Annotated in this window: 13 protein-coding genes and 1 tRNA gene; 1 reads left to right on the top strand and 13 read right to left on the bottom strand. The window is 34.7% G+C overall.

The genetic code is table 11. The features are described 5' to 3' along the window. Positions 1 to 252: 252 nt before the first annotated feature. The 10 genes from BG261_RS07355 to BG261_RS07310 form a co-directional block, all read right to left on the bottom strand. Positions 253 to 558, bottom strand: coding sequence for a DUF1292 domain-containing protein (locus BG261_RS07355; protein WP_070792705.1), 306 nt, complete (start codon positions 556 to 558; stop codon positions 253 to 255). 30 nt (positions 559 to 588) lie between these two features. Then, the gene (ruvX, locus tag BG261_RS07350; protein WP_070792704.1) at positions 589 to 1,008 is read right to left on the bottom strand and encodes a Holliday junction resolvase RuvX; all 420 of its coding nucleotides are present in this window, start codon (positions 1,006 to 1,008) and stop codon (positions 589 to 591) included. Beyond that, positions 1,008 to 1,274: an IreB family regulatory phosphoprotein gene (locus BG261_RS07345; RefSeq protein ID WP_070792703.1), complete on the bottom strand. Its 267-nt coding sequence runs from the start codon at positions 1,272 to 1,274 to the stop codon at positions 1,008 to 1,010. Before BG261_RS07345 ends, ruvX begins: the two co-directional genes overlap by 1 nt. 75 nt (positions 1,275 to 1,349) lie before the next feature. Next, on the bottom strand, positions 1,350 to 2,267 hold the full coding sequence (locus BG261_RS07340; protein WP_070792702.1) for an aldo/keto reductase: 918 nt from the start codon (positions 2,265 to 2,267) through the stop codon (positions 1,350 to 1,352). Between the two features lie 212 nt (positions 2,268 to 2,479). Continuing rightward, positions 2,480 to 2,614: a 50S ribosomal protein L34 gene (gene rpmH / locus BG261_RS07335; RefSeq protein ID WP_070787578.1), complete on the bottom strand. Its 135-nt coding sequence runs from the start codon at positions 2,612 to 2,614 to the stop codon at positions 2,480 to 2,482. Positions 2,615 to 2,773: 159 nt separating this feature from the next. Further along, positions 2,774 to 3,730, bottom strand: a complete 957-nt coding sequence (jag, locus tag BG261_RS07330) for an RNA-binding cell elongation regulator Jag/EloR (protein WP_070792701.1) — start codon at positions 3,728 to 3,730, stop codon at positions 2,774 to 2,776. Positions 3,731 to 3,771: 41 nt separating this feature from the next. Further along, complete coding sequence (locus BG261_RS07325; protein WP_158007188.1) at positions 3,772 to 4,545, bottom strand: YidC/Oxa1 family membrane protein insertase; 774 nt, start codon at positions 4,543 to 4,545, stop codon at positions 3,772 to 3,774. 37 nt (positions 4,546 to 4,582) lie between these two features. Continuing rightward, positions 4,583 to 4,930 (bottom strand): ribonuclease P protein component, encoded by a 348-nt coding sequence (gene rnpA / locus BG261_RS07320; RefSeq protein WP_070792699.1) that lies wholly within the window; start codon positions 4,928 to 4,930, stop codon positions 4,583 to 4,585. A gap of 96 nt (positions 4,931 to 5,026) precedes the next feature. Next, positions 5,027 to 6,403 carry an argininosuccinate lyase gene (gene argH / locus BG261_RS07315; protein WP_070792698.1) on the bottom strand — a complete coding sequence of 459 codons (1,377 nt, stop codon included), beginning with the start codon at positions 6,401 to 6,403 and terminating at the stop codon, positions 5,027 to 5,029. A gap of 6 nt (positions 6,404 to 6,409) precedes the next feature. Continuing rightward, positions 6,410 to 7,615, bottom strand: a complete 1,206-nt coding sequence (locus BG261_RS07310) for an argininosuccinate synthase (RefSeq protein ID WP_070792697.1) — start codon at positions 7,613 to 7,615, stop codon at positions 6,410 to 6,412. Positions 7,616 to 7,769: 154 nt separating this feature from the next. Here BG261_RS07310 and BG261_RS07305 point away from each other — a divergent pair. Beyond that, positions 7,770 to 7,855, top strand: a tRNA-Leu gene (locus tag BG261_RS07305). A gap of 206 nt (positions 7,856 to 8,061) precedes the next feature. Here BG261_RS07305 and BG261_RS07300 read toward each other — a convergent pair. From BG261_RS07300 to glpK, 3 genes are read right to left on the bottom strand one after another with little or no spacing between them, the layout of a single operon-like run. Then, the gene (locus BG261_RS07300) at positions 8,062 to 8,766 is read right to left on the bottom strand and encodes an MIP/aquaporin family protein (RefSeq protein ID WP_070792696.1); all 705 of its coding nucleotides are present in this window, start codon (positions 8,764 to 8,766) and stop codon (positions 8,062 to 8,064) included. 12 nt (positions 8,767 to 8,778) lie between these two features. Beyond that, entirely contained in the window at positions 8,779 to 10,605 is a 1,827-nt protein-coding gene (gene glpO / locus BG261_RS07295) for a type 1 glycerol-3-phosphate oxidase (RefSeq protein ID WP_070792695.1), read from the bottom strand. 1 nt (position 10,606) lies between these two features. Further along, positions 10,607 to 12,121, bottom strand: coding sequence for a glycerol kinase GlpK (gene glpK, locus BG261_RS07290; RefSeq protein WP_070792694.1), 1,515 nt, complete (start codon positions 12,119 to 12,121; stop codon positions 10,607 to 10,609). Positions 12,122 to 12,166: the final 45 nt, after the last annotated feature.

Genomic DNA, 12,166 nt, shown 5'->3' with positions numbered 1-12,166 from the left:
TTTTCGTTGATTGCTTCGTCCTTGACAGTGTTATTATCTTATCACTACCTAATTTATTTGTCAATAACTTTTTTCAAATTTTAACAATCTTATTTTCAATCTTTTTACTTCTCAATACAACTTTGTTCGACTTTTACTTCTCACAACATAAACATTGCGATAATTTTAAAATAAAACACGAACTATACATCGAATTTGTTCAATTCAATATTTTTATAGTTCGTATTTTTCTAATCTTTAATTTTTGAAATTTTATTGTTCTTCTTCAACAATTGAATTGAATACTTCTTCTATCATATTCCATTCTGCATCTGAATCTTCAGAAATAGGCACAATAATTTCTTCACCATTTTCATCTTTTTCAACCGCATAAGGTAAGATTAGTGCTTCATCATCTTCATTTAGGTCATGCGGAACAAGGAGAATGTAGTCTTTCCCAAATTCCTTTTGTGCTTCAATCTCTAAATACACTTCATATAACACTTCATCTCCATTTTCATCATAAAGTGTTACAAGTTCAATATCATCGTGGTTGTGATCGTGATTATGTTCAGTCATTTTTTATTCCTCTTCTTTATTATGATTATGTTATCTATGTATCTCTAAATAATTTTGCAGAATTAAAACTGCTGCTAATTTATCGATTACTTTCTTTCGCTTATTGCGGCTTGTATCATTTGATATCAGCATTCTTTCAGCTTCAACCGTAGATAAACGTTCATCTTGATATTCTACCGGTAAATTATATCTTTCTTCAAGAAGTTTACCATAATTTTGGCTTGCTTCTGCTCTTGGACCCAAAGTGTTATTCATATTTTTCGGAAGTCCTAATACAAAACGACCAGGTTTATTCTCTTTTACAAGTTCATCCATTCGTTCCAAACCAAACTCACCAGACTCTTCATCAATTTTAATGATTTCAAGCCCTTGAGCAGTTATTCCCAATAAGTCACTTACAGCAACACCGACCGTTTTACTCCCTACGTCAAGTCCTAGGATTCTTTCCATTAGATTTCTGCACCTTGATCTTTCAAGTATGATTTTATTAATTCTTCAACTATATCATCTCTATCAAATCTACGAATTAAGTTTCTAGCATCATTATGGCGAGGTATATAAGCTGGATCTCCTGACAATACATAACCTACCATTTGATTAATAGGGCTATAACCTTTTTCTTCTAGAGCTTTATATACAGCAACAAGTGTAGCTCCAATTTCTTTTTTGCTTGAATCTTCAAATTCGAAGCGGACTGTTTCATCTGTAAATCCCAAAAACTCACCTCTTTCTTATAGTTATTTACACAATTATAAGACATTTTGAACATATTTTCAAATTATCTTACTTTACTAGGGCAACACATTACCTGCAGCAGTATATAATGAGTACCATTCTTTACGAGTAAGTACTATATCTGAGGCAGCTGCAATTTCTTTAATTCTTTCAGAATTCATTGTTCCAATAATAGTTTGGACATTCGCTGGGTGACTATTTATCCACGCATATGCAATAGCAGTTGGAGTTGTATTATGTTTTTCTGCTACTTCAAATAATTTTTTATTTAAATCTGGAAATTTTTCATTTCCAATAAATATACCTTCAAAATGTCCGTATTGAAATGGAGACCAAGCTTGAATTGTCATACCTTCAATACGTGAATAATCCCAAATGCTATCGTCATGGTCAACAGAAGCATCATTATGCATATTTACATTTAGACCTGAATCAAGCATTTCTGTGTGTTTAAGACCAAACTGGAGCTGATTAATTACAAGTGGTTCTTTTACTGCTGTCTTTAAAAGTTCAATTTGACTTTTCTTATGATTTGAAACACCAAAGTATTTTACTTTACCCGATTTTTTCAAAATATAAAATGCCTCGGCAACTTCCTCTGGTTCAACAAAAACATCTGGTCTATGAATAAGTAATGTATCTAAGTAATCTGTATTTAATCGATTAAGAATTTTATCAGTGGAATTTAAAATATGCTCTTTAGATTGATCAAACATTATCCCTGGAATAATCCCGAGCTTTGATTGCAAGTAAATCTCTGAACGATTTATATTTGTCTTAGCAAATGCTTCAGCGAAAATAGATTCGCATTCACCTCTGCCATATATATCAGCGTGATCAAAAAAGTTTATCCCATTATCATAGGCTGTTTCGATTACTTTTTGAGGGTTTCGACCTTCTTGATTAATTCTCATACATCCTAATATAAGATTAGACACTTCTAAGTCCGTATTTCTTATATTTATTTTTTTCATAATTTCTCCTAATATCTTTATATTTAAATAAATAGAACTATTTCAATTACACATAATAGACCGCTAAACATTTTTTCTAAATCGCTAGTTTGCATATCAATTTTGTATTAATCAACTTCACGTAATATCTCTACTCTTATTTTAACATAGAAATATAATTCAACAAAAAAATCGTAAGCGCTCGAGTTCGCTTTACGATTTTTTTTATAATATTATGCAGAAATAACTGCACGTCCTTTACGACGACGAGATGCTAATACGCGACGTCCGTTCTTAGTAGACATACGTTTACGGAAACCATGTGTCTTTTGACGTTTACGTTTACTTGGTTGATAAGTACGTTTCATTTTGAAAGATCCTCCTGTTTTATTCTATTTATGTCTAGCCTAGGCTTTACTTGTTCGAATACTAAACATACCAAACTATTTTAATACATATAGTAGTCTTTTGTCAACCTATACTTATCATAAATTTGTGAAAAAGGAAAAAATATTTTCCCTTTTATCTTAATACTCTTTGCGAATGACTATGTATCTTCGTGAATCTTGGCCTTCTGAATGACTACTAATTCCTGGCTCTTTAGAAACTATTGAATGAATTATTTTCCTCTCAAAAGATTGTAAATCGTTAATATATGCTATCTCACCTTTTTTGGCTTTCTCAATTGCATTTCTTGCTAATGATTTTAGAAAAGCTTGACGCTTATCAAGATAGCCTGCAACATCTACTGTTATCTTTAGATAGTTATCAAATAGGGTACTAGCATACGCTTGGGCTATTAATTGTAAACTTTGCAAAATTTTTCCATGCTTGCCAATCAAAAGTCCATCTTGCTCCGACGTTAAATTAAAGACGATATTATCTAGTTCCTCATCATAGTATGATTCTACTGAAGCTGAAATCCCCATCTCTTTTGTAATATCTAAGAGATATTGAGATATTTTAGATACTTCAATAGACTGATTATTTGGTTTAGAATTAGATTCCTGCTCCACTTCTGGTTCGATGACATGCAAATCTGATACAAGTTCGTTTTCATCCGTATTATCTATATCTCCTAAAATTTCCTCAGAAACTATAGAATCTTCATTTTTAATATTCCTTGAACCTTCAAGAATTAATTGTTTTTCTTCATCAGATAATGATTGTCCAGCCTCTTTTTCTGCTTGACGAACAGCCTTAATCACTTTGCTTAATTCTACAGTGGCATCTTTTGAACTCTTGACTTCTTGACCACCCAGCATTTTTTGATTAGTTCCACGAATGGCAAGCCTATCAGCTTTTAATTGTGTTTCTTCACTAATGATATCAATATTGACACGAGCACGTTTAACACCGAATCCTAAAAATCCTTTTTTCTCATGCTGCTCAATTTCAATATGAACTTTTTCACGACTGACACCAAGTCTGGCTAACCCTCGTTCAATCGCTTTTTCTACAGTTTCACCAGTAAAAATAGCCATAATATACTCCTTCAAAATTTATTTTTCCATAAACTTCAAACTTATTTTTTCTTTTTAGCTTTCTTAATTGCTTTTTCACGAGCTTTGATTTTATCTTTTTCAGATTGTTCCTTAGCTTTTCTTTCTTCCTCTATTTTAAAGGGATTATTTAGAAGTAAAGTTTGGAACACTTGGAAAGCATTTGATACTGTCCAGTATAAAGTTACCCCACTTGCTAAATTCAATGAAGTGAATAAAATAAACAATGGCATGAAATATGTCATAGTTGTTGTCATTGTATTTTTTTCAGGCATTGATTTCATATTTAACCAAGAACTTAGGAAAGTAAACAAAGCAGCAAGGACTGGTAAAATAAAGTAAGGGTCTGGTTTAGCGATATCAAGCCATAAGAAGTGACCGCTACGAAGAAAATCAACCCTTGTTAACGCTTGGTACAGAGCCATCAAAATTGGCATTTGAACCAATAATGGAAGACATCCAATCATAGGATTTGCATTATGTTCAGAATAAAGAGCTTGTGTTTCTTCTGAAAGGAGCCTTCTGCTTTCACCATCTTTACCGGGATACTTAGCTTGGATTTTTTTAATTTCAGGTTGCAAGTCTTGCATTGTACGCGTTGACTTGATTTGCATATGCATCAACGGCAAGAGAGCTACACGAATTAAAAGAGTAAATAAAATAATACCAATTCCAGTTGAACCATTAAGTGATAAAAATCTAATGATTTCTGCGAATATATAAACAAATTTGTCCCATAAACCTGATGAAGAAGCTGTAATATCACTTCGACCACATCCTGCAAGAACTAAAACCATCAATAGGCTTGATGCAGCAGCTAATTTTCTTTTCAAACTAACTTAAATCTCCGTCTCTATAAATTTCTGCATGTTTCAAAGCATGCTTTAGATTTTTTTTGATTTCAGTAAAATCTAGGTCCTCAACACCTACACGAACTATAACTAAAAAATCAAAGTTCTCAATGTTTGGTGAAAATTCCATCAAAGAGTGACGAACTAAGCGTTTCACTCGATTCCTAGTAACTGCATTACCGATTTTTTTCCCAACAGATATCCCAACACGGTAATGTTTTTCAGAAGCTTCATCTTTGTATATAACAAATTTTCTATTAGCAAAAGTATCTTTTTTTCCTAAAATCCTCTGAAAATCTTGGGAACTCTTAATTCTATATGATTTTTTCATTGGATCCTCACTTTACTAGACTACATTCAATCTATCAGATTATAACATAAAAGCCTAAAAACGTATATAGACTGTACATCTTTAGGCATTGTTTTTTTATAAAAGTGACTTTTTTGCTACTTGAATTTGTTCTTTAATTGCTTCAAAACCAGTTCCACCATAAGAATTACGTCTACCGACCGCCGTTTTTGAATCTAAATACTTATAAATATCAGATTCAATTAAATTAGAAAGCTCCTGATAACGCTTCAGGGGGACATCTTGTAAATAGTAACCCTGTTTCGTACATTCAAGGACTAATTTTCCTACAATTTCATGAGCCTCTCTAAAAGGAAGACCTTTTGCAGCAAGATAATCAGCGAGTTCTGTTGCATTTGAAAAATCAGATTTTGTTGATTTCTCCATAATGTCTTTATTGACGGTCATAGTTTCAAGCATTCCATTCATAACATCCAGTGAAGTTAAAATTGTTTTTGCTGCATCAAACATACCTTCTTTATCTTCTTGAAGATCTTTATTATAAGCTAAAGGAAGTGACTTCATAACTGTCAAAAGTCCGACTAGGTCTCCATATACACGACCTGTCTTTCCTCTAATAAGTTCTACCATATCAGGATTTTTCTTTTGAGGCATGATACTAGAGCCTGTCGAAAAGCTATCAGACAAGCTGATAAACTTGAATTCATTGCTACACCAAAGAATAATTTCTTCACAGAAGCGACTTAAATGCATCATTAAGATGCTGGAATTACTCAAAAATTCTAGAATAAAATCTCTGTCACTCACTGCATCTAAAGAATTTTCGTATGGTCCAGCAAAATCCAAAAGATCTGCCGTTAATTTCCTGTCAATCGGAAAGGTTGTCCCAGCTAGTGCCGCAGCACCTAAGGGCGAAATATTTGTATGTTTTAAATTAAAAGTGAAGCGCTCTGCATCTCTTGTTAGCATTTGATAATAAGCCATTAGGTGATGAGCAAATGAAATTGGTTGAGCATGCTGAAGATGGGTATAACCCGGCATGATAGTTTCAATGTGAGCTTCGGAAATTTGAATGAGAGTTGTTCGAAGGGTATGAAGTTTTTCGATTGTCTGATGCAATACATCTCGCAAATACAAATGCATGTCTGTCGCCACCTGATCGTTACGACTACGGGCTGTGTGAAGCTTTCCTGCAACTGGACCAATTTGATCATGTAGATAGCTTTCCATGTTCATATGGACGTCTTCATTAGCTACAGTAAACTCAATTTGCCCTGCTTCATATTTTTCTTCAACTGCCTTAATTCCATCTTTAATTTTCTCAGCTTCTGCCTCAGTCAAAATACCAGTTTTGGCTAGCATGGTAACATGGGCGAGGCTACCTTGTAAATCTTGACGAGCCATTTTTTGATCAAATGAAATTGATGCTCCGAACTCTTCAACCCAATCAGAAACCGATTCTTCAAAACGTCCGCCCCAAAGCTTTTCTACCATATTATCCTAATCCTTATCTTTTTGTTTTGCTTGTACTTCTGCATTTACTTTTGTAGGTAGTCCCCAAAGTTTGATAAAACCAACTGCTGCGTCTTGATCAAATGTATCAGAGCTTGTATAAGTTGCTAGATTTTCATCATATAAAGAATTTGGTGATTTTCTTCCTACAACTGTGGCCGTACCTTTAAATAATCTAACACGCGCAGTCCCATTAACTACTTTTTGTGTCTGTTTGATATAGGCAATTAGACTGTCTGTTGCTGGATTAAACCACAAACCATTATAAATAAGATTTGAAAATTCATTTTCAATAATAGGTTTAAAATGTGCAACATCACGCACGAGTGTGATATCTTCGATTTCCTTATGGGCTGTCAATAAAGTTACGGCAGCAGGACATTCATAAATCTCACGTGACTTTATACCAACAAGTCTATTTTCAACATGATCAATACGTCCAATTCCATGAACACCTGCAATATTATTAAGTTTTTGAATTAAATCACCAAGTTTAAGTTCTTCATTATTTAATTTTACAGGAACTCCACCCTCAAACTCAATTTCGATATACTCTGGTTCATCAGGTGCATCAGCAATTGACTTAGTTATTCCATAAGCATCTTCAGGCGCTTCAGTCCACGGATTCTCAAGAACACCACATTCATTTGCACGTCCCCAAAGATTTTGGTCAACTGAATAAGGACTATCCAGCTGAGCTGGAACCGGTATACCATTCTCTTTTGCGTAATTAATCTCTTCTTCTCTAGACCATTTCCACTCACGAACTGGAGCAACTACTTTAAGATTGGGATCTAGGGCAGCAATAGCTACTTCGAAACGAACCTGATCATTTCCTTTCCCTGTACATCCGTGAGCTATTGTTGTTGCTCCGTATTCATGGGCAACTTCAACTAGTTTTTTAGAAATTAAAGGACGCGACAAGGCAGATACTAATGGATATTTTTGTTCATAATATGCATGACCTTGTAAGGCAGGCAATACATATTGCTCTGCAAACTCATCTTTAACATCGATTACTTTAGAATCAATTGCACCTACCGTTAAAGCTTTATCGTGAATAAAATCTAAATCTTTACCTTCACCAACATCCATACAAACTGCTATTACATCATAATTTTCAGCCAACCACTTGATAGCTACCGACGTATCCAAACCACCCGAATATGCTAAAATTACTTTTTCTTTACTCATTTCCTAATCCTCTTTTCAGTATATTTATTCATATGCATTTTATATTAATGCATTTTTATTCATTAGTCAAGCATAAATATGCAAAATTATATTTTTTTATTCACTCTTATAATCTTGCCAACTAAAACAAGAGATGGTATAATATATCTTGTCAGCGGAGATGGCGGAATTGGCAGACGCGCAGGACTAAGGATCCTGTGACCGCTTTAGGTCGTGAGGGTTCAAGTCCCTTTCTCCGCATAATAACTAGCAAAGAGACATTTGAAGTGTCTCTTTTTTATAATTTTTTTCATTACATGGAAAGCATATGAAAATAGAGAGTAGTTTTAAATTACCCTCTATTTCAGTTCTATTCCATTTTATTTATCTTTTAGTTGATCAACTTAAATTTTACCAACAAAAAATGACTCCTACTAAGAGAGTCATTTTTTTGTTTGTATTTTTCCTTATGGAATCATACCAAAGATTAGTGCTGCTAAAACTGCTCCAATAATTGGTCCAACGATTGGCACCCAAGAGTATGCCCAATCAGAATCACCTTTATTTGATATTGGTAGTACTTGATGAGCAATACGAGGGCCTAAATCACGTGCTGGATTTAATGCGTACCCTGTTGGTCCACCAAGTGATAAACCTAAAGCTAGAATTAACCCACCTACTGCGAAGACATTAAGTCCATCTGCAAAATTATTACGTCCAAAAGCTAGTAATCCAAATACTAGTACAAACGTTCCAATTGCTTCAGTCACAACGTTTGCTGCATAATCTCTAACAGCAGGACCAGTTGCAAATGTTCCAAGGATTGCTCCTTGATCCTTTGTTTCATTCCATAAAGGACGGTAAGCAAGCCATACAAGAACTGCACCTAGAAACGCACCTAACATTTGAGCTAAGATAAATGGAACAACTTGACCATAACTAATTGCACCTGTCATTGCCATTGCAATTGTTACAGCAGGGTTTAGATGTGCGGGTCCTAAGAAACCTGACATATATACAGCCATTGTTACTGCCATTGCCCATCCAAAGGCAATTACAATCCAGCCTGAACCTTCTGCCTTACTTTTTTTAAGATTAACTGCTGCACATACTCCATCACCTAGAAGTACTAAAAACATTGTCCCTAAAAATTCACCTAAAATTTCATGCATCTTATTCTCTCCTTATTTTAAATAAGATAAATCTGATTCAGATATAACCTCATCAAGTTCAGCTAATGCACTAGATTTTTGTTCATCATTCCATTCTAGATATTCAGCCATTGCATTCACTACTGGTTGAATCAAATCATCAAGACTATCTCTTTGGAAGAGAATATGATTTGTACGACGCATGAAATAGTCAGCAGGAGTAAGTACAATTTCTTCATCAAGTCCATAACGAAGTCGTGCTGACTCAGCTAATGTCAAACCAGGATATGCTTCAATTTCTTTAGCTAAAGCAAAGATTTTCAATGAATTCATTCCATAAAAATCAGCAATATAAGTTGCTTCTTCTTCTGAAAGTCCTGCTTCAATTCCTACCTTAGCATTTTTAGCAACTGTTTCAGTTACTTTTGTATTATCAAATTCACCACCAGAAATCGCATATCTTTTTGAATCAACTTCTTTAAATGTTTCATTATATTGGTCAGCTAAAATTGTGCGGATTAATTCTAATGCACCTTCTGCCATCTTACGGTAGTCAGTAATTTTACCACCAGCAAGAGTAATCAAGCCGTCTTCTTCTTGTTCTAGCAATGAACCACGTGATACTTGAGAAGGTGATAATTCTTTTTCACCACGACTATTTTCTAAATGGTTAAGAACATTTTCAACGTCTTCACGAGAGATCTTATCTTCTTTATAGGCTACAACTGCATCTAAAACATCATTGAAACTTTTATCTGAAATTGTACCGTTATCACCACCATTGTAGTCAGAACCAGCATTACCACCTAGTAATGGGCGAAGTCCTGCCCAACTTGATTCAATATCATTAATTGTAATATTTGCTTCAGGATAACGGAAATTAATAACTTCAAGTAAGTAATCAACATCGTCTTGAGTAACTTTCGGTTCAGCAAAATCACCTTTATAGTCAGTATCAGTTGTACCAAAATATGTCTTGTTTTCTCTTGGAATCGCAAAGACCATTCTTCCATCATGTTTACCAGTATCAAAATATGTTGGTTGTGGTACTGGAAGTTTTGCTGCATCAACTACTAAGTGAACACCTTTGGTTGGACGCATCATTGGTCGTACTGCACGTGTGAAGTTAAGAGTACGGACTTTGTCTACCCAAGGACCACTTGTATTAATAACAAGTTTTGCCTTAATTTCAATAACTTCGTCTGTTAATAAATCACGCGCTTTGACACCGTTTATTTTTTGGTTTTCATCATAAGTAAAACCAATAACTTTCATTTTGCTTACTGCAAGTGCGCCGTCTTCAACTGCTTTTTTAACATTATCAATTACAAGACGGGCATCATTGTTACGGAAATCTAAGTATACTCCCGCTCCTAAAAGACCTTCTTTTTTGATATAAGGCTCACGTTCAAGAACCTCTTCTGGTGTCAAAGTATAATTTGCAAATGCAGAATTTTCAACTCCTGCAAGACGGTCATAGATGTCCATAGCAACTTTGACTGAGAACATGTTGAATGTTGTTGCTCCTTCATCGTCATATAGAGGTAGAAGCATTGGGTCTGGTTTAGGAATATGTGGTGCAACTTGTTGAACTACTGCGCGTTCACTTACTGTGTCTGCCACAACTTCTACATCAAAGTTTTTAAGGTAACGGATTCCACCATGAACTAGCTTTGTAGAGCGTGATGATGTTCCTTCAGCAAAGTCCTGCATTTCAATTAATCCAGTTTTAATACCTGCAGCAGAAGCCTGAAGTGCAACACCTGCACCAGTGATACCTCCACCGATTACTAGTAAATCTAATTCTTCCTCTTGAAGGCTTTTAATTGTGTTCTTTCTTGATTTTTTTGAAAATTCCATTTTAATCCTCTTCCTTTAAATTTGTAAATGTTTGAGTGGCTTTAACTGCACGTTTCCAACCACCATATAAATTATTTCTACGTTCGTCATCCATATCTGATTCGAACATTTTACCTACTGCATAAAATTCTCTAATCTCATCAATGTCTTTCCAATATCCAACTGCAAGACCCGCTAAGAATGCTGCCCCTAATGCTGTAGTTTCAAGATCTCCTGCTTTTTGTACAGGAACATCTAAAATATCTGATTGGAACTGCATTAGGTAACTATTATTTGCTGCTCCACCATCAACCTTAAGAACAGGAATTGCAATACCAGTATCTTCTTCCATAGTATCAATTACATCTCTTACTTGGTAAGCAATTGATTGTAGTGTAGCCTTTATTACATCATTTTCTGTTGTACCACGTGTAAGTCCAAACATTGCACCTCGTGCTTCTTGATCCCAATATGGAGCTCCTAGGCCTACAAATGCAGGCACTACATAAACTTCATCATCATTTGTTGATTTTCTAGCAGCTTCTTCTGAATCACTGGCTTTTTCAACCATATGGATTCCATCTCTCAACCATTGAATAGATGATCCTGCAACGAAGATACTTCCTTCAAGTGCATAATAAACTTTTCCATTTATTCCATAACCAATAGTTGTAAGTAATTTATGTTTTGAATATTGTGGTTTTTCACCTGTATTCATAACAATGAAAGATCCTGTTCCGTATGTATTTTTTACCATACCTGGGTCAAATGCCATTTGTCCAAACAATGCTGCTTGTTGGTCCCCTGCCATACCTGAAATTGGAACTTCACTTCCAAAGAAGTGATATCCTTGAGTATAGCCATATATTTCTGAGTTTGAGGCAACTTTCGGAAGCATTACTTCAGGAATATTTAACAGTTCTAATATTTCTTTATCCCATTTCAAGTCATTGATATTAAACATCATTGTACGACTTGCATTTGAATAGTCAGTAACGTGTGATCCACCGTCAGTTAATTTCCAAACAAGCCATGTATCAATTGTTCCAAAAAGTAACTCGCCTTTTTCTGCTCTTTCTTGAGCACCTTCAACATTATCTAAAATCCATCTAACTTTAGTTGCTGAGAAATAAGAATCTATTACTAAACCTGTTTTTTTATGGAAGAAGTCTTCATAGCCATCTTTCTTTAACTGATTAGCAATTCCTGCTGATTGGCGTGATTGCCAAACAATCGCATTGTAAATTGGACGACCTGTGTCTTTTTCCCAAACAACTGTTGTTTCACGCTGATTAGTAATCCCAATACCAGCAATCTGTTCTGGTTTAATACCAGATTCAATAAATGACCCGGCAATTACAGATTGGACTGAATTCCAAATTTCATTGGCATTGTGCTCAACCCATCCTTCTTGTGGAAAGTACTGAGTAAATTCCTTTTGTGAACTCGAAACTTGCTTACCCTTTTTATCGTAAATGATAGCACGTGAGCTTGTAGTTCCTTGGTCAATAGCCATGATGTATGTTCCTTCTGGCATAATCTTCTCCTTTTGATCAACATATTTTTGTAAACGTTTTCTATA

It is taken from the genome of Floricoccus tropicus, from assembly GCF_001832905.1.
Taxonomy (GTDB): Bacteria; Bacillota; Bacilli; order Lactobacillales; family Streptococcaceae; genus Floricoccus; species Floricoccus tropicus.
The sequence above is the reverse complement of the archived record's forward strand: the minus strand, read 5'-3'. Positions and strand labels throughout refer to the sequence as shown.